At 43.7% G+C, this 16,555-nt stretch carries 20 protein-coding genes; all 20 read left to right on the plus strand.

The features are described 5' to 3' along the window. The first annotated feature begins 97 nt into the window (after nucleotides 1-97). The 20 genes from rpoC to rplX all read left to right on the plus strand — a co-directional run bounded on the left by rpoC (nucleotide 98) and on the right by rplX (nucleotide 16,532). Nucleotides 98-3,712 (plus strand): DNA-directed RNA polymerase subunit beta', encoded by a 3,615-nt coding sequence (gene rpoC / locus EJP82_RS22910; protein ID WP_127194400.1) that lies wholly within the window; start codon nucleotides 98-100, stop codon nucleotides 3,710-3,712. A gap of 186 nt (nucleotides 3,713-3,898) precedes the next feature. Next, nucleotides 3,899-4,150: a ribosomal L7Ae/L30e/S12e/Gadd45 family protein gene (locus EJP82_RS22915; protein WP_127194401.1), complete on the plus strand. Its 252-nt coding sequence runs from the start codon at nucleotides 3,899-3,901 to the stop codon at nucleotides 4,148-4,150. Between the two features lie 142 nt (nucleotides 4,151-4,292). Then, nucleotides 4,293-4,715, plus strand: a complete 423-nt coding sequence (rpsL, locus tag EJP82_RS22920) for a 30S ribosomal protein S12 (protein WP_127194402.1) — start codon at nucleotides 4,293-4,295, stop codon at nucleotides 4,713-4,715. Between the two features lie 45 nt (nucleotides 4,716-4,760). Further along, on the plus strand, nucleotides 4,761-5,231 hold the full coding sequence (rpsG, locus tag EJP82_RS22925; protein ID WP_127194403.1) for a 30S ribosomal protein S7: 471 nt from the start codon (nucleotides 4,761-4,763) through the stop codon (nucleotides 5,229-5,231). 44 nt (nucleotides 5,232-5,275) lie between these two features. Continuing rightward, complete coding sequence (gene fusA, locus EJP82_RS22930; protein WP_127194404.1) at nucleotides 5,276-7,357, plus strand: elongation factor G; 2,082 nt, start codon at nucleotides 5,276-5,278, stop codon at nucleotides 7,355-7,357. 92 nt (nucleotides 7,358-7,449) lie between these two features. Continuing rightward, nucleotides 7,450-8,640, plus strand: a complete 1,191-nt coding sequence (gene tuf / locus EJP82_RS22935) for an elongation factor Tu (protein WP_127194405.1) — start codon at nucleotides 7,450-7,452, stop codon at nucleotides 8,638-8,640. A 229-nt stretch (nucleotides 8,641-8,869) separates the two neighbouring features. Further along, the gene (locus EJP82_RS22940) at nucleotides 8,870-10,216 is read left to right on the plus strand and encodes a globin-coupled sensor protein (RefSeq protein WP_170220277.1); all 1,347 of its coding nucleotides are present in this window, start codon (nucleotides 8,870-8,872) and stop codon (nucleotides 10,214-10,216) included. Between the two features lie 353 nt (nucleotides 10,217-10,569). Continuing rightward, nucleotides 10,570-10,878 (plus strand): 30S ribosomal protein S10, encoded by a 309-nt coding sequence (rpsJ, locus tag EJP82_RS22945; protein WP_102715347.1) that lies wholly within the window; start codon nucleotides 10,570-10,572, stop codon nucleotides 10,876-10,878. Between the two features lie 45 nt (nucleotides 10,879-10,923). Continuing rightward, complete coding sequence (gene rplC / locus EJP82_RS22950; RefSeq protein ID WP_127194407.1) at nucleotides 10,924-11,547, plus strand: 50S ribosomal protein L3; 624 nt, start codon at nucleotides 10,924-10,926, stop codon at nucleotides 11,545-11,547. A gap of 26 nt (nucleotides 11,548-11,573) precedes the next feature. Continuing rightward, the gene (gene rplD / locus EJP82_RS22955) at nucleotides 11,574-12,197 is read left to right on the plus strand and encodes a 50S ribosomal protein L4 (protein WP_127194408.1); all 624 of its coding nucleotides are present in this window, start codon (nucleotides 11,574-11,576) and stop codon (nucleotides 12,195-12,197) included. Continuing rightward, nucleotides 12,197-12,487 carry a 50S ribosomal protein L23 gene (gene rplW / locus EJP82_RS22960; RefSeq protein ID WP_127194409.1) on the plus strand — a complete coding sequence of 97 codons (291 nt, stop codon included), beginning with the start codon at nucleotides 12,197-12,199 and terminating at the stop codon, nucleotides 12,485-12,487. Before rplD ends, rplW begins: the two co-directional genes overlap by 1 nt. Before the next feature lie 27 nt (nucleotides 12,488-12,514). Continuing rightward, nucleotides 12,515-13,345, plus strand: a complete 831-nt coding sequence (gene rplB, locus EJP82_RS22965) for a 50S ribosomal protein L2 (protein WP_127194410.1) — start codon at nucleotides 12,515-12,517, stop codon at nucleotides 13,343-13,345. A 72-nt stretch (nucleotides 13,346-13,417) separates the two neighbouring features. Beyond that, entirely contained in the window at nucleotides 13,418-13,696 is a 279-nt protein-coding gene (gene rpsS / locus EJP82_RS22970; protein WP_127194411.1) for a 30S ribosomal protein S19, read from the plus strand. A 35-nt stretch (nucleotides 13,697-13,731) separates the two neighbouring features. Continuing rightward, nucleotides 13,732-14,064 (plus strand): 50S ribosomal protein L22, encoded by a 333-nt coding sequence (rplV, locus tag EJP82_RS22975; protein ID WP_127194412.1) that lies wholly within the window; start codon nucleotides 13,732-13,734, stop codon nucleotides 14,062-14,064. Nucleotides 14,065-14,077: 13 nt separating this feature from the next. Then, on the plus strand, nucleotides 14,078-14,746 hold the full coding sequence (gene rpsC / locus EJP82_RS22980; protein ID WP_127194413.1) for a 30S ribosomal protein S3: 669 nt from the start codon (nucleotides 14,078-14,080) through the stop codon (nucleotides 14,744-14,746). 2 nt (nucleotides 14,747-14,748) lie between these two features. After that, on the plus strand, nucleotides 14,749-15,183 hold the full coding sequence (gene rplP, locus EJP82_RS22985) for a 50S ribosomal protein L16 (RefSeq protein ID WP_127194414.1): 435 nt from the start codon (nucleotides 14,749-14,751) through the stop codon (nucleotides 15,181-15,183). Continuing rightward, complete coding sequence (gene rpmC, locus EJP82_RS22990; protein WP_127194415.1) at nucleotides 15,173-15,373, plus strand: 50S ribosomal protein L29; 201 nt, start codon at nucleotides 15,173-15,175, stop codon at nucleotides 15,371-15,373. The genes rplP and rpmC overlap by 11 nt, the downstream gene beginning before the upstream one ends. A gap of 48 nt (nucleotides 15,374-15,421) precedes the next feature. Next, the gene (rpsQ, locus tag EJP82_RS22995; protein ID WP_127194416.1) at nucleotides 15,422-15,685 is read left to right on the plus strand and encodes a 30S ribosomal protein S17; all 264 of its coding nucleotides are present in this window, start codon (nucleotides 15,422-15,424) and stop codon (nucleotides 15,683-15,685) included. Nucleotides 15,686-15,719: 34 nt separating this feature from the next. Beyond that, a complete protein-coding gene (gene rplN / locus EJP82_RS23000; RefSeq protein ID WP_127194417.1) occupies nucleotides 15,720-16,088 on the plus strand; it encodes a 50S ribosomal protein L14 in 369 nt (122 codons plus the stop codon). A 90-nt stretch (nucleotides 16,089-16,178) separates the two neighbouring features. Further along, a complete protein-coding gene (gene rplX / locus EJP82_RS23005) occupies nucleotides 16,179-16,532 on the plus strand; it encodes a 50S ribosomal protein L24 (protein ID WP_211350252.1) in 354 nt (117 codons plus the stop codon). The last annotated feature ends 23 nt before the right edge of the window (nucleotides 16,533-16,555 follow it).

Consider the following 16,555-nt stretch of genomic DNA (forward strand, 5'->3'; position numbering starts at 1 on the left):
AATAGATAGATTGAATTAGGGAGACCGTGGAGACACAGTCTTTCGTTCACTCTATCCAGATTGTTAATATCAGGACTTGGTTAAGGAGGGATGCTCCTTGTTGGACGTTAACAACTTCGAGTTTATGAAAATTGGGCTTGCTTCCCCAGATAAAATTCGTTCTTGGTCCCGCGGAGAAGTCAAGAAACCGGAAACAATTAACTACCGTACATTGAAACCGGAAAAGGAAGGGCTCTTTTGCGAGAAGATATTTGGCCCGACCAAAGACTGGGAATGTCATTGCGGTAAATATAAGCGTGTCCGTTATAAAGGCGTTGTCTGCGATCGCTGCGGCGTTGAAGTTACAAGAGCTAAAGTACGTCGTGAACGTATGGGGCATATTGAGCTTGCTGCACCAGTTTCGCATATTTGGTATTTCAAAGGGATTCCATCCCGTATGGGTCTTGCACTCGACATGTCGCCACGTTCTTTAGAAGAGATTATTTACTTTGCATCTTATGTAGTAACGGATCCAGGTGAAACTCCTCTTGAGAAAAAGCAGCTTCTGTCCGAGAAAGAATACCGTAGCTATCGTGAAAAGTATGGTTATGGTTTCCATGCTGGTATGGGTGCTGAAGCTGTGAAGAAATTGCTTCAGGATATCGATATTGAAAAAGATTTAGAGTTTCTTAAGGAAGAGTTGCGTACGGCTCAAGGACAACGTCGTAACCGTGCTATCAAACGTCTAGAAGTTATCGAGGCATTCCGCAATTCTGGTAACGAACCAGAATGGATGATCCTTGATGTACTTCCAGTTATTCCACCGGAACTTCGTCCGATGGTTCAACTTGATGGTGGACGTTTCGCGACTTCTGACTTAAATGACTTGTATCGTCGTGTAATTAACCGCAACAACCGACTGAAACGACTTCTTGATCTCGGTGCACCAGATATTATCGTGCAAAATGAGAAACGGATGCTCCAAGAAGCGGTTGATGCTTTGATCGATAACGGCCGTCGTGGTCGTCCAGTAACAGGTCCAGGTAACCGTCCACTTAAATCCCTCAGCCACATGCTGAAAGGTAAACAAGGACGTTTCCGTCAGAACTTGCTCGGTAAACGGGTCGACTATTCTGGTCGTTCAGTTATCGTAGTAGGACCTTATCTCAAAATGTACCAATGTGGTCTTCCGAAGGAAATGGCGCTTGAACTATTCAAACCGTTTGTAATGAAAGAACTGGTCAACAAAGGACTGGCTCATAACATTAAGAGCGCGAAGAGAAAAGTAGAACGTGTCAGCCCAGAAGTATGGGATGTATTGGAAGAAGTCATTAGAGAGCATCCGGTTCTTCTGAACCGTGCACCAACACTTCACCGTCTCGGTATTCAAGCATTTGAACCGATTTTGGTTGAAGGCCGTGCAATTCGTCTTCACCCACTCGTATGTACAGCATATAACGCTGACTTTGACGGTGACCAAATGGCGGTTCACGTACCGTTGTCTGCGGAAGCTCAGGCAGAAGCTCGCATATTGATGCTAGCTTCCGGTAACATCCTGAACCCTAAAGACGGCAAACCAGTAGTTACGCCTTCACAGGATATGGTCCTTGGTTCTTTCTATCTAACGATGGATAACAAAGAAGCTAAAGGTACTGGCATGATTCTCCGCTCGGTAAACGAAGCGGTATCAGCATACCAACGTGGTACAGCTGAACTACATGCACGTGTTGCTATTCCTGCTAAAGCGCTCAACAAAACTGGATTCACAGAAGCACAACAAAATGCGTTGCTTATTACTACTGTGGGTAAGATTATCTTTAATGAAATCTTCCCATCCACATTCCCATATATTAACGATGCGACTCGTGCGAACTTGTTCCAAGGGACACCTGATCACTTCTTTATCTTTGATAAGGGCGCTAATATTACGGAACGTATCAATGAAGCACCTCAAGCTAATGGGATAGGTAAAGAGTATCTGGGCGAAATTATCGGTCGATGCTTTGAAATTTATCACACTACGGAAACTTCAGTGATCCTGGATAGAATTAAGCAAACTGGATTTACTTATTCTACCCGTTCCGGTGTTAGTATTGCGGTTTCTGACGTTATTGTTCCAGATGAAAAACCGGCTATTCTTCACGAGTCTGATGAGAAAGTCCGTGTCGTTACGAATCAATACCGTCGTGGTTTGATTACAAACGAAGAGCGGTATGACCGTGTTATTGCAATCTGGGGTAAAACTAAAGATCAAATTACCGAAGTATTGATGAAATCGATGGATCGTTACAATTCCATCATGCTCATGGTTGACTCCAAAGCACGGGGTAACAAATCGCAGATTACTCAGCTCGGCGGTATGCGTGGTTTGATGGCCAACCCATCAGGACGTATCATCGAGTTGCCAATCAAATCGAACTTCCGTGAAGGACTAACCGTCCTCGAGTACTTCCTTTCGACGCATGGTGCTCGTAAAGGTTTGGCGGATACTGCACTACGGACAGCTGACTCTGGTTACTTGACTCGTCGTCTCGTAGACGTTGCACAAGATGTGATCGTGCGCGAAGAGGATTGTGGCACGGATAAAGGCTTCTCTGTTAGTGTCATCCAAGACGGTAAAGAGGTTATTGAGGATCTGTATGACCGGATCGAAGGACGTTACTCTTTCGAAACGATCAAGCATCCTGAGACCGGTGCGGTTATTGCTCAGCGCAACGAACTGATCGATTCCGACAAAGCACATGAGATCGTCAATGCTGGCGTTACTAAACTGCAAATTCGTTCGGTACTTAGTTGCCGTGCTCGCCATGGCGTGTGTAAGAAATGCTACGGTCGTAACTTGGCTACAGGCAAACATGTTGAAATTGGTGAAGCAGTTGGTATCATCGCTGCACAATCTATCGGAGAACCGGGAACTCAGCTCACCATGCGTACGTTCCATACCGGGGGCGTTGCGGGTGATGATATTACGCAAGGTTTGCCGCGTATCGTCGAAATGTTTGAGGCACGGAATCCGAAAGGTCAAGCGACAATCAGTGAAATTGATGGTGTCGTGAAGGAAATTCGTGAAGCTAAGGACCGTCGTGAAGTTGAGGTTCAAGGTGAAGCTGAAACGAAGATCTACTCTGTTACCTACGGTTCTCGTCTTCGTGTTAGCGAAGGTCAGGAAATTGAAGCCGGTGATGAACTCACCGATGGTTCAATTGATCCGAAGGAAATCCTACGTATCAAAGGTATTCGTGGCGTACAGAACTACATTCTACAAGAAGTACAACGCGTATACCGTAATCAGGGCGTAGAAATTAATGATAAGCACATCGAAGTTATGATCAAGCAAATGTTGCGCAAAATCCGCATAGTTGATGCGGGAGATACGCCGCTTCTGCCAGGAGCATACGTCGATTTGCATGAATATGAAAGAGCAAACAAAGAAGCTATTCTGTCCGACAAAGAACCAGCTGTGGCCAAACCGGTCCTTCTGGGGATTACGAAGGCATCGCTCGAAACAGACTCATTCTTGTCTGCAGCTTCCTTCCAGGAAACTACACGGGTACTTACCGATGCAGCAATCAAAGGCAAAGTGGATAAATTGCTCGGCCTGAAAGAGAATGTTATTATCGGTAAACTGATTCCAGCGGGTACAGGAATGAATCGTTACCGCAGTATTCAGTTTGAAGAACCAGAGAATGATCTAACTGCTTCAAAAGGTTTAGAACCTGTTTCTGTTGAATAGTTCTAGACTGTAAGAGACAGCGGCGCGGCCAGTCAGTGTTGTAGCTGATCTGTGCCGGTCGCTGTTTTATTAATTAAATTATTGATTGAAATTAGTTAATAATTTTCTTGACATAGCCCATTGAAAAGTGATATTATGTCAAAGTGCGTGAGAACGGATAACCCTGTGCTTTGGAGGACGCTTATAATGTCTAATGATAAAGGTTTACAGGATGCACATATTAAAATCGGCACCAAGCAAACCATGCGAATGGTGGAGCAAGGACAGGCTGATGAGGTTTACGTAGCTGAAGATGCAGATCCACGCCTTACATCGAAAGTCATTGCGCTATGTAATCGAAACTCCGTTAAGGTCACATATGTTGACACAATGGATAATCTCGGCAAAGCTTGCGGGATACAAGTGGGAGCAGCGATGGTTGCGATCGTAAGACCATAGTTTAGAATTCGTTTTTGCTGATTGGGCAAATCCTTTCGGCAAGAACTTTTCATTTGTTCTTTTATGAACCGCCTGGATCTGTGGGCTTAAACAAGAGGTTTGTAAAGAAACATAAAGATTTGAGGAAGGGGGTGGCAACAACATGCCAACTATTAACCAATTGGTACGCAAGGGACGCCAAGACAAGATATACAAATCTAAATCACCAGCATTGCAAAGAGGGTTTAATGCCCTGAAACGTGAGGCTACTGATTTGAGTGCTCCACAAAAACGTGGGGTGTGTACTCGTGTCGGCACTATGACTCCTCGTAAACCGAACTCCGCACTTCGTAAATATGCTCGTGTTCGCTTGACGAACCGTTTAGAAGTTACGGCTTACATCCCAGGTATCGGACACAACTTGCAAGAGCACAGTGTGGTTCTGATTCGTGGTGGTAAGGTGAAAGACCTTGCGGGTGTACGTTATCACATCGTACGCGGCGCATTGGACACTGCTGGTGTAAACAACCGGATGCAAGCTCGTTCTAAATACGGTGCTAAACGTCCTAAAGCTAAAAAATCCTAGGTTATATACCTAAAGAATTAAACTATCATTGAAAGGGGGATAACTATGCCACGCAAAGGTCCAGTTACCAAAAGAGACGTATTGCCGGATCCATTGTATAACAGCAAGCTTGTTACTCGATTGATCAACCGCATCATGCTAGACGGCAAACGCGGCGTTGCTCAAAGCATCCTTTATAATGCATTCAAATTGATTCAAGAACGCACGGGCAATGACCCAATGGAAGTATTTGAAGCAGCAATCAAGAACATTATGCCTGTCCTGGAAGTTAAAGCTCGTCGTGTAGGCGGAGCAAACTATCAGGTTCCTATCGAAGTGAAACCAGAGAGACGTACTGCTTTGGGATTACGTTGGCTCGTAAACTACTCCCGCAACCGCGGCGAGAAGACTATGGAAGAGCGTTTGGCTGCTGAAATCATGGATGCAGCTAACAACACAGGAGCTTCCGTTAAGAAACGTGAAGACACGCACAAAATGGCTGAAGCAAACAAAGCGTTTGCTCACTACCGTTGGTAGGATTAAGCTAAAGTTAGTAGTATATATTGAAGGGAGACATCATTATGGCAAGAGATTTCTCCTTGAATAATACACGTAACATTGGGATCATGGCGCATATTGATGCTGGTAAGACAACCACGACGGAACGTATCTTGTTCTATACAGGCCTTACGCACAAAATCGGTGAAGTTCACGAGGGTGCTGCGACAATGGACTGGATGGAACAAGAGCAGGAGCGCGGAATTACAATTACTTCCGCTGCAACAACCGCTCAATGGAAAGGTCACCGCGTAAATATCATCGATACCCCGGGACACGTAGACTTCACAGTTGAAGTTGAACGTTCCCTACGTGTATTGGACGGGGCAGTAGGCGTTTTCAGTGCGAAAGAAGGCGTTGAGCCACAGTCTGAAACCGTATGGAGACAGGCTGACCGCTATGGCGTTCCTCGGATCGCTTATGTAAACAAAATGGATATCATCGGTGCTGACTATCTTAACGTTATAGCTAGTATGCGTGATCGTCTGCAAGCCAATGCGGTAGCAATTCAGTTGCCAATGGGTGCAGAGAACCATTTTGATGGTATCATCGACATCGTTGCTCAAAGAGCTCATATTTTCCACGATGACTTAGGTCAAAATATCGAAGAAACAGATATTCCAGCAGAGTTCCAAGCGCAAGTAGAAGAACTTCGTGCAGAATTGATTGAGAAAGTTGCAGAACTAGATGAAGAATTAACAATGAAATACCTAGAGGGTGAAGAAATCTCTGTTGCAGAGATCAAAAAAGCTCTCCGTAAAGGTGTTATCGAAGTTAAGATCTTCCCTGTTATCTGTGGTTCCTCTTACCGTAACAAAGGTGTTCAATTGATGATGGATGCTGTTGTTGATTACTTGCCAGCGCCAACAGACGTACCAAGTATCCAAGGTCACTTGGAAGACGGTACTTTGGAAGAACGTCACTCTGATGATGCAGAACCGTTCTCAGCGCTAGCATTTAAAATCATGACAGACCCTTACGTTGGTAAACTTACGTTCTTCCGTGTGTACTCCGGTGTGCTTCAATCCGGTTCGTACGTACTGAATGCAACTAAGAACAAACGCGAGCGTATCGGCCGTATTCTTCAAATGCATGCTAACAGCCGTCAAGAAATCAGCATCGTTTATTGTGGTGATATCGCGGCTGCAGTAGGTTTGAAAGATACGAGCACAGGTGATACACTATGTGATGAGAAGGCTCCGATCATTCTTGAATCGATGAACTTCCCTGATCCGGTTATCGAAATCGCCGTTGAACCAAAAACGAAAGCCGACCAAGATAAAATGGGCGTAGCTCTCGGTAAATTGACTGAAGAAGATCCAACTCTTCGTGCTCATACTGATGAAGAAACCGGTCAAACGATTCTTGCAGGTATGGGTGAGCTTCACTTGGATATTATCATCGACCGTATGCGCCGCGAGTTTAAGGTAGAGACTAATGTGGGTAAACCACAAGTAGCTTACCGTGAAACTTTCAAAGTGCCAGCACGTGTTGAAGGTAAATTTGTCCGTCAATCCGGTGGTCGTGGTCAATACGGTCACGTATGGGTTGAGTTCGAACCTTTGGAAGCCGGTTCAGGCAACCAGTTCGAAAGTAAAGTTGTGGGTGGTTCAGTACCAAGAGAATACATTGGTCCTGCACAACAAGGTATTGAAGAATCTATGAAGAATGGTGTCCTTGCAGGCTTCCCGCTTGTAGACGTTAAAGCCACAATCGTAGACGGTTCATACCATGATGTCGATTCCAATGAAATGGCGTTTAAAATCGCCGGTTCGATGGCACTGAAAGCAGCCAAAGAGAAATGTCAAGCTTGTCTCCTTGAGCCGATTATGAAAGTTGAAGTAACGGTTCCTGAAGAGTACATGGGTGATGTTATGGGTATGTTGAATTCCCGTCGTGGACGGATTGAAGGTATGGATTCTCGTGGTGGAGCGCAAATTATCCGTGCGAAGGTACCTTTGTCTGAAATGTTTGGATATTCAACAACACTTCGTTCCGGTACGCAAGGACGCGGTGTGTTCTCAATGGAACTTTCTCACTATGAAGAAGTTCCGAAGAGCATTGCTGAAGAAATCGTATCTAAGTACAAAGGCAACGCAGAATAATTTTTTGTATTTACTAATTGGGGATCCGTTTCGGCGGAAATCCCCGATTAGTCCAACATAACAATCCATATTTTAAGGAGGAACTGTTTAAAATGGCTAAGGCTAAATATGAACGTACAAAACCGCATGTTAACATCGGTACAATCGGTCACGTCGACCATGGTAAAACAACCCTGACTGCTGCAATCACTTCTGTATTGTCCAAGACTTACGGTGGTGCTGCAATGTCTTTTGATCAAATCGATAAGGCTCCTGAAGAGCGCGAGCGCGGTATTACAATTTCAACTTCCCACGTGGAGTATGAAACTAACAACCGTCACTACGCACACGTTGACTGCCCAGGTCACGCCGACTATGTTAAGAACATGATCACTGGTGCTGCTCAAATGGACGGCGCTATCTTGGTTGTATCCGCTGCTGACGGCCCAATGCCGCAAACACGCGAGCACATCCTTTTGTCCCGTAACGTAGGTGTTCCTTACATCGTCGTATTCTTGAACAAATGCGACATGGTTGAAGACGAAGAACTCTTGGAATTGGTTGAGATGGAAGTTCGCGACCTTCTTAGCGAATATGAGTTCCCAGGCGACGATACTCCAATCGTTCGTGGTTCTGCTCGTGAAGCTCTTCAAAACCCTGAAGGCGAATGGGCTAAAAAGATCGTTGAAATGTTCGAACAAATCGACGAATACATTCCACTTCCAGAGCGTCCAGTTGACAAGCCGTTCCTTATGCCTGTCGAAGACGTATTCTCCATCACTGGTCGCGGTACCGTTGCTACAGGTCGTGTAGAACGCGGAACTGTTAAAGTTGGCGAAGAAGTTGAAATCGTTGGTATCCACGAAGAAACTAAGAAATCGGTTGTTACAGGCGTTGAAATGTTCCGTAAATTGCTCGATTCCGCTCAAGCGGGCGACAACATCGGCGCATTGCTACGTGGTGTAGACCGTAACCAAATCGAACGTGGTCAAGTACTTGCAAAGCCAGGTTCCGTTAAGCCACACATGGAATTTACTGCACAAGTATACGTTCTAACTAAAGAAGAAGGCGGACGTCACAAACCTTTCTTCACTGGTTACCGTCCACAATTCTATTTCCGTACAACTGACGTAACAGGTATTATCAACCTGCCTGAAGGTACTGAAATGGTTATGCCTGGTGATAACATCACTGTTACCATTTCACTGATCGCTCCAATCGCTCTTGAAGAAGGAACTCGCTTCTCCATTCGTGAAGGTGGACGTACAGTTGGATCCGGTGCTGTAGTTAGCATCCAAAAATAATTAGGTTTTATAACCTTTAGAAAGAGCTATTCCTGTCTTTATGACATGGAGTAGCTCTTTTTTTATCTATATAAATTTGAGAACAAATGAAGAAACGAGACTCCATTCCAGAAATAGATCGAATACTGTCGAATAATGGCATAATTTTGTTTACAGTGATTATTGTCACAGGTATAATGACCTGTAACAACTAAATATGTGTCTGCGGACAAGGAGTGGAGATCGCTTTATGAAGTGTCCCTTTTCAACTTTACTCAAGTCATCAACAAAGCAAGAATTAACAGACGCTACATACTCGATAGATCGAATAAAGGTAATAACGAATCTGGATACAGGGCCTGTATATCTTGAAATTGAAGGTGAGCAGGAGATTAACGAGCAACTACGGATGATTGATTTGAGTGCAAGTGATATTGAATTATTGCATCAAATGAAGCCTTTCATAGAGAAGAGGATTGAATGGATTACAAGTACTTTCTATCAATCGGTTCTTGACGTCCCCAAACTGACAGAAATTATAATCAAGCACAGCACGGTTGAACGACTGAAAATGACTTTGCAGGAACATTTGCTTGATATGTTCAGCGGTAATATAGATCAAGAATTTATTTCTAAGAGATTGAGAATCGCAAAGGTGCACAAAAAGGTAGGACTTGAACCAAAATGGTATTTATCTGCTTTTCAGAATTTGCAAAATGCTTTTTTGAAGGTGATCTATGATGAAATCAAGAGTGAAGATCTACGTTTGCAGATGATTAAGACGACTAGTAAGCTTCTAAGTCTTGAACAGCAACTTGTACTCGAGGCATATGAACGGGAGAATCTGCTTGAGAAGGAACAACAATATGAAATTGTAAAGAATGAACTTAAAGGCAAAATCACAATGTTTAGTGAAGAATTGGAAGATTTGAGTCTTGGCACGAACGCAGCAGTAGAAGAGCTTGTGGCGAGCAGTCAGGGAGTAAATGAGGCAATTAAACGTTCGGTACAAACAGCTAATGAATCACAACAACTTGCTGAAGCAGGGCGAAGTCATTTACAACAGTTAAATGAACGAATAGGGAGTATTAATGAACGGACTAGTGTGATGGATCAATCCGTACAGCAGTTAGATATTTCATCACGGCACATTCAAAAAATAGTGGATACCGTTGCTGGGATAGCTGGTCAAATTAAACTATTATCCCTAAATGCAAAAATTGAAGCAGCGCGGGTTGGAGAGCAAGGTAAGGCATTCGGAGTTGTCGCCCAAGAGGTAAGTAAACTGTCAGAGAATACGAAAGACACAGTAACTCAAATTGCTGCATTAGTACAGCATTCTGCTTCGATGACCTCTCAAGTAGTACAATTAATAGAAGAAGTACGTAAACTAGCGGAGAGCGGTAAATTGCAGTCTGAGGCGACGAATGAAGTCTTTATTCATATATTAAGTTCAATGCATAACAGTGCTAATGAAATTGTCGCTGTTGAAGGACAGATTAGTGAATTGATTGAGACGATTGAAGGTATCGGTTCATCTACATCTCAGGTTGCTGCATCGGCTGAACGTTTAAACCAGGTATCTTCAGATTTATAGTTCTAATTAGCATATATATAGAAGAAATAAATTTTAGAATGGCAAAAATAATTACTGAGCCGGCCTGATCTAAGGTTATGGCTCTTTTTTTTGACAAGAGACAGCTTGTTCAGAACCTCTTAATCTACGAAAGATAGGATTATCGAGGTGGGAATAAATACATCTTAAAAAACTTTCAACTTCCTGTTGCAATTGTCCCGGTTATTCTATATAATAATAAATGTTGTTCTGTGACGTTGCGATGATGTGAGAGGTTACCGACACACCTGGCCCCTTTGCCATGGGAGAGTGGTTGGAAAATTTTCACGGAGTATGTCCGATACCAAATTGGGCGATAGAAGGAGGGAATAAAAATGGCAAAGCAAAAAATTCGTATTCGTTTGAAAGCTTACGACCACAGAATTCTTGATCAATCCGCAGAGAAGATTGTTGAAACGGCAAAGCGTTCGGGTGCTAGTGTATCTGGTCCGATTCCGCTTCCAACTGAGAAACAAATCATTACTGTTCTCCGTGCGGTACACAAGTACAAGGATTCTCGGGAACAATTCGAACAACGGACGCACAAACGTCTTATCGACATTGTGAACCCGACTCCACAAACCGTGGATGCCTTGATGCGCTTGGACCTACCGTCCGGTGTAGATATCGAAATCAAATTGTAATATTAATTACAGCAGTTTAATTAGTAAAGGAAAAGAGGTGTCAACATGAAAGGTATCTTAGGAAAAAAACTCGGAATGACTCAAGTTTTTACACCTGAAGGAAATGTTATTCCTGTAACGGTGATTGAGGCTAGCTCCAATGTTGTTCTGCAAAAGAAAGATGTGGAGAACGATGGTTATGAAGCAATTCAAATTGGTTACTCTGATAAGAAAGCACAAAGAGCGACTAAACCAGAAGTAGGCCACGCTAAAAAAGCAAATACAACACCTAAGCGCTACGTTCGCGAAATTCGCGGTATTGATTTGGCAGGATATGAAGTTGGCCAAGAGGTCAAAGTTGATATTTTTGCTGAAGGCGAGTTTGTTGACGTAACAGGTGTTTCTAAAGGTAAAGGATTCCAAGGTAACATTAAACGTTGGGGTCAAAGCCGCGGACCAATGTCTCACGGGTCGCGTTATCACCGTAGACCAGGTTCGATGGGTTCTATCCAAGCGAACCATGTTCTTAAAGGCAAACGTCTTCCAGGACATATGGGTCACGAAACAGTAACAATTCAACGCCTAGAAGTTATTAAAGTAGACGTTGAACACAATGTGTTGCTCATTAAAGGCGCAATTCCAGGGCCTAAAAATGGCCTCATTAAAGTAAAAGAAAGCATTAAGAAATAATTTTCTGAAGAAAGGAGGAACAACAAATGCCAAAAGTAGCACTTTTTAATGTAAGTGGTAGCCAAGTAGGCGAAGTAGAATTGAATGATGCGGTATTCGGTATCGAACCGAATGTACACGTGCTTCATGATGCAGTGGTTATGCAACGTGCTTCCTTACGTTTTGGTACCCATAAAGTAAAAGGACGCTCCGAAGTTCGTGGCGGTGGCCGCAAACCTTGGAAACAAAAAGGTACAGGTCGTGCTCGTCAAGGTTCTATTCGCTCCCCGCAATGGGTAGGCGGTGGTACAGTGTTCGGACCAACTCCACGCAGTTACTCGTTTAAACTGCCTAAGAAAGTCCGTCGCTTGGCGATCAAGTCGGCGCTTTCGTCGAAAGTGATTGATCAAGACATTATCGTTCTTGATGCGTTGACTTTGAACGCACCAAAAACTAAAGAGTTTGCAGCAATCTTGAATAACCTGAAAGTGGAACGTAAAGCATTGATCGTAGCTGGTAGCTATGACGACGTTATCGCGCTTTCTGCTCGTAATATCCCAGGTGTTAAATTCATTGCAGCTGACGGCATTAGTGTTCTTGACGTGCTAACGCATGACAAACTGATCATTACGAAGGAAGCAGTTCAGAAGGTAGAGGAGGTGCTCGCGTAATGAAAGATCCTCGTGATATTATCAAGCGCCCGGTGATTACGGAACGTACGGCAGAATACATGAACGGACTGAAATATGTCTTCGAAGTGGATATTCGTGCTAATAAGACCGAAATCAAACAAGCTGTAGAAGCGATCTTCAATGTTAAAGTGAGCAATGTGAATACGCTGCGTGTTCCTGCTAAGCCAAAACGTTATGGACGCCACTTCGGATATAGATCCGAATGGAAAAAAGCGTTCGTAACTTTGAAAGCAGATAGCAAACCGCTCGAATTCTTTGAATCGGTATAAAATTGCTAAAGTAAGGAGGGAAACATAGTGCCAATCAAAAAGTATAAACCGACATCCCCGGCTCGTCGTAATATGTCCGTGTCAACTTTCGAAGAAATTACCACGGATCAACCGGAGAAATCGTTGCTTGCGCCACTGAGCAAAACAGCTGGTCGTAACAACCAAGGTAAAATTACAGTTCGTCACCATGGTGGTGGACACAAACGTAAATACCGTATTATCGACTTTAAACGTACTAAAGATGGAATTCCAGGCCGCGTTGCTACTATTGAGTATGACCCGAACCGGACTTCTAATATCGCTTTGATCCATTATGCTGACGGTGAGAAACGTTACATTATCGCTCCAAAAGGTCTTAAAGTGGACGATGTAATCGAATCTGGCGTTGGTTCAGATATCAAAGTCGGGAATTGCCTTCCAATGGAGAATATTCCTGTAGGTACTGTTATCCACAACATCGAACTTCAACCAGGTAAAGGTGGACAACTCGTTCGCGCTGCTGGTACAGAAGCACAATTGCTTGGTAAAGAAGAAAAATACGTAACAGTTCGTTTGTCTTCAGGCGAAATGCGTAAGATTCTAAAAGTTTGCCGCGCTACTATTGGCTCTGTAGGTAACGAAGATCATGAGCTTTTGAAAATCGGTAAAGCTGGACGTAATCGCTGGTTGGGTAAACGCCCTCAAGTCCGCGGTGTTGTCATGAACCCTAACGATCACCCACACGGTGGTGGTGAAGGTCGCGCTCCAATCGGTCGTAAATCGCCATTGTCACCTTGGGGTAAACCAACACTTGGTTACAAAACGCGTAAAAAAGGCAAAGCATCTAATAAATATATCGTACGTAGCCGCACGAAGTAATCCGCTCCGCGGATCACTTCCGGGCTCTGATATAAGTTGGAAACAAGCAGCGTGATGAAGGGAGGATAAAAAATGAGTCGCAGTGTAAAAAAAGGACCTTTTATTGATGGTTACTTGTTGAAAAAAGTGGCAGATGCTGAAGCATCGAGCAAAAAGATCGTGATCAAGACTTGGTCCCGTCGCTCCACAATTTTCCCGCAATTCATTGGTCAAACGTTCGGGGTTTACGACGGTCGCAAACATGTACCTGTATATGTTACTGAGGATATGGTCGGACACAAACTGGGCGAATTTGCTCCAACTCGTACCTACAAAGGTCATACGGATGATGATAAGAAAACGAGACGTTAATTTATAAGTTCTTCGTTTGAAAGGAGGTAACACTTATGGAAGCAAAAGCACATGCTAGGTCAATTCGCATTGCTCCACGGAAAGCTAAGTTGGTTATTGACTTGATCCGCGGTAAGCAAGTAGGCGACGCTATCGCGATTCTTCGCCACACTCCTAAGGCGGCTTCACCGATCGTTGAGAAGCTTCTAAACTCTGCGATTGCCAATGCTGAACACAACTATTCTATGGATGTAAATAAATTGGTTGTTACGGAGGTCTTCGTAAACCAAGGACCAACAATGAAACGTTTCCGTCCACGTGCAATGGGACGTGCAAGCCGTATCAACAAACGCACTAGCCACATTACTTTGGTGGTATCCGAAAAATAAGGAGGGAAAACGTGTGGGCCAAAAAGTAAATCCCATTGGATTGCGTATAGGTGTTATTCGCGATTGGGAATCTAAATGGTACGCAGGCAAAGATTTTGGTGATCTTTTGCTGGAGGACGTAAAAATTCGTGAACACTTGAAAAACAAACTTAAAGATTCAGCAGTATCTCGCATTGAAATCGAGAGAGCAGCTAATCGTGTGAATGTTACTATCCACACTGCCAAGCCGGGTATGGTTATCGGTAAAGGTGGCGCGGAAGTTGAAAACTTGCGTAACGCAATTACAAAAATTGCAAAAGGCAAAAAAGTTCACATTAACATCTCTGAAATCAAATACCCTGATCTTGATGCAATTCTAGTTGCTGAAAGTATCGCACAACAATTGGAACGTCGTGTTTCTTTCCGCCGTGCGTTGAAACAAGCAATTCAAAGAACTATGCGTTCAGGAGCAAAAGGGATTAAAACAGCAGTCAGCGGTCGTGTAGGCGGTGCTGAAATTGCTCGTACAGAAGGCTATAGCGAAGGAACTGTTCCGCTTCATACACTTCGTGCTGATATTGATTATGGTACAGCAGAAGCACATACGACCTATGGTATCATCGGCGTAAAAGTATGGATCTATCGTGGAGAGATTCTTCCCCCGGCTAAGAAACAGCAAGCTGCTAAGGAAGGAGGCAACTAATCATGTTGGTACCAAAACGTGTAAAACACCGCAAACAACAACGCGGTAGTTTGAGAGGTATGGCTAAAGGCGGAACCGAACTAAACTTCGGAGAATTCGGTCTACAAGCAACTGAGCCATCTTGGATCACCAACCGTCAGATTGAAGCTGCGCGTATTGCAATGACGCGTTATATGAAACGTGGCGGTAAGGTATGGATTAAAATTTTCCCTGACAAACCGATTACTCAGAAGCCTCTAGAAGTCCGGATGGGTAGCGGTAAAGGTAACGTTGAGAAATGGGTTGCAGTTGTGAAACCTGGCAAGATTATGTTTGAAATTGCAGGAGTTTCTGAGGAAGTCGCACGTGAAGCTATGCGTCTTGCTTCTCACAAGCTGCCAATCAAAACTAAGTTTGTGAAACGTGAAGAATTGGGTGGTGAAGCAAATGAAAGCTAATGAACTTCGCAACTTAACCACTGCTGAGATTGAACAAAAAGTCGCCGGATATAAAGAAGAACTCTTTAATCTCCGTTTTCAATTGGCTACAGGCCAGCTTGATAACCCTACTCGCATCCGCGATGTACGGAAAGAAATAGCTCGTGCTAAAACAATTTTACATGAGAGAGTACTTGGAATTACTAGCTAATGTAATTAAGCATCGCATTAGCGTCTGAATTCAGGAAGGAGGCTAACCATGAGCGAACGCAATAACCGTAAAGTGCAAGTGGGTAAAGTCGTCAGCGACAAAATGGATAAAACCATCGTAGTAGCTGTAGAAACATACAAAAAGCATGATTTGTACCACAAGCGCATTAAATATACGAAAAAATTTAAAGCGCATGATGAGAACAATACTGCGAAAATCGGAGATGTTGTTAAAATCACCGAAACTCGTCCGTTGTCTAAAGACAAACGTTGGAGACTAGCAGAAATCATTGAAGTGGCTGTTGTTATCTAATTGCATATAGCTTAACCGAAAGGAGGAAATATCCATGATTCAACCATTTACACGTTTGCATGTAGCCGATAACTCTGGCGCGAAGGAATTGATGTGTATCCGCGTTCTCGGTGGTACTGGACGTCGTACAGCAGCAATCGGTGATCTAATCGTGTGTTCTGTTAAACAAGCAACACCAGGCGGCGTTGTCAAAAAAGGTGATGTAGTCAAAGCGGTTGTGGTTCGTACTAAACGTTCCGTTCGCCGTAAAGATGGTTCTTACATCGCATTTGATGAGAATGCAGCTGTCGTTGTAAAAGATGACAAGAGCCCACGTGGTACTCGTATTTTCGGACCTGTCGCTCGCGAACTTCGCGATAGAGACTTCATGAAAATCGTTTCCTTGGCTCCGGAAGTTATCTAAAACATATGTCACCGAAAGAGTGACTTTCGGTGAAAACGATATAGACGTGCTGCAAGGCACGGCCAACCCTTGAAGCAGGAGGTGTAAAGAATGCCAAGACTGAAAAAAATTCTAGAATCCCATAACAATAAGTTGCACGTCAAAAAAGACGATTCAGTTATTGTAATTACCGGTAAAGACAAAGGTAAAAAAGGCCGCGTTATCGCTGCTTACCCTCGTGAAAACCGTGTGCTTGTGGAAGGCGTGAATATGGTGAAGAAACATCAAAAGCCAAATCAGCTGAACCCACAAGGCGGCATTATCGAAAAAGAAGCTCCGATTCATGTTTCGAACGTGATGCACGTTGATCCAAAGAGCGGAAAAGTAACCCGTATCGGTTACAAAGTGCTGGATAACGGCAAAAAAGTTCGTGTTGCTAAAAGATCCGGAGAAGTAATCGACTAATCCAGAAACGTTAAGAAAGGAGG

The sequence above is a fragment of the Paenibacillus anaericanus genome (assembly GCF_003994475.1).
Classification (GTDB): Bacteria; Bacillota; Bacilli; order Paenibacillales; family Paenibacillaceae; genus Fontibacillus; species Fontibacillus anaericanus.

Excerpts from the sequence above, each read along its gene's own strand:
- EJP82_RS22915 (WP_127194401.1), top strand. The coding sequence starts at position 3,899 with ATGTCTAATGATAAAGGTTTACAGGATGCACATATTAAAATCGGCACC.
- rpsL (WP_127194402.1), top strand. The coding sequence starts at position 4,293 with ATGCCAACTATTAACCAATTGGTACGCAAGGGACGCCAAGACAAGATA.
- rpsG (WP_127194403.1), top strand. The coding sequence starts at position 4,761 with ATGCCACGCAAAGGTCCAGTTACCAAAAGAGACGTATTGCCGGATCCA.
- fusA (WP_127194404.1), top strand. The coding sequence starts at position 5,276 with ATGGCAAGAGATTTCTCCTTGAATAATACACGTAACATTGGGATCATG.
- tuf (WP_127194405.1), top strand. The coding sequence starts at position 7,450 with ATGGCTAAGGCTAAATATGAACGTACAAAACCGCATGTTAACATCGGT.
- EJP82_RS22940 (WP_170220277.1), top strand. The coding sequence starts at position 8,870 with ATGAAGTGTCCCTTTTCAACTTTACTCAAGTCATCAACAAAGCAAGAA.
- rpsJ (WP_102715347.1), top strand. The coding sequence starts at position 10,570 with ATGGCAAAGCAAAAAATTCGTATTCGTTTGAAAGCTTACGACCACAGA.
- rplC (WP_127194407.1), top strand. The coding sequence starts at position 10,924 with ATGAAAGGTATCTTAGGAAAAAAACTCGGAATGACTCAAGTTTTTACA.
- rplD (WP_127194408.1), top strand. The coding sequence starts at position 11,574 with ATGCCAAAAGTAGCACTTTTTAATGTAAGTGGTAGCCAAGTAGGCGAA.
- rplW (WP_127194409.1), top strand. The coding sequence starts at position 12,197 with ATGAAAGATCCTCGTGATATTATCAAGCGCCCGGTGATTACGGAACGT.
- rpsS (WP_127194411.1), top strand. The coding sequence starts at position 13,418 with ATGAGTCGCAGTGTAAAAAAAGGACCTTTTATTGATGGTTACTTGTTG.
- rplV (WP_127194412.1), top strand. The coding sequence starts at position 13,732 with ATGGAAGCAAAAGCACATGCTAGGTCAATTCGCATTGCTCCACGGAAA.
- rplP (WP_127194414.1), top strand. The coding sequence starts at position 14,749 with ATGTTGGTACCAAAACGTGTAAAACACCGCAAACAACAACGCGGTAGT.
- rpmC (WP_127194415.1), top strand. The coding sequence starts at position 15,173 with ATGAAAGCTAATGAACTTCGCAACTTAACCACTGCTGAGATTGAACAA.
- rpsQ (WP_127194416.1), top strand. The coding sequence starts at position 15,422 with ATGAGCGAACGCAATAACCGTAAAGTGCAAGTGGGTAAAGTCGTCAGC.
- rplN (WP_127194417.1), top strand. The coding sequence starts at position 15,720 with ATGATTCAACCATTTACACGTTTGCATGTAGCCGATAACTCTGGCGCG.
- rplX (WP_211350252.1), top strand. The coding sequence starts at position 16,179 with ATGCCAAGACTGAAAAAAATTCTAGAATCCCATAACAATAAGTTGCAC.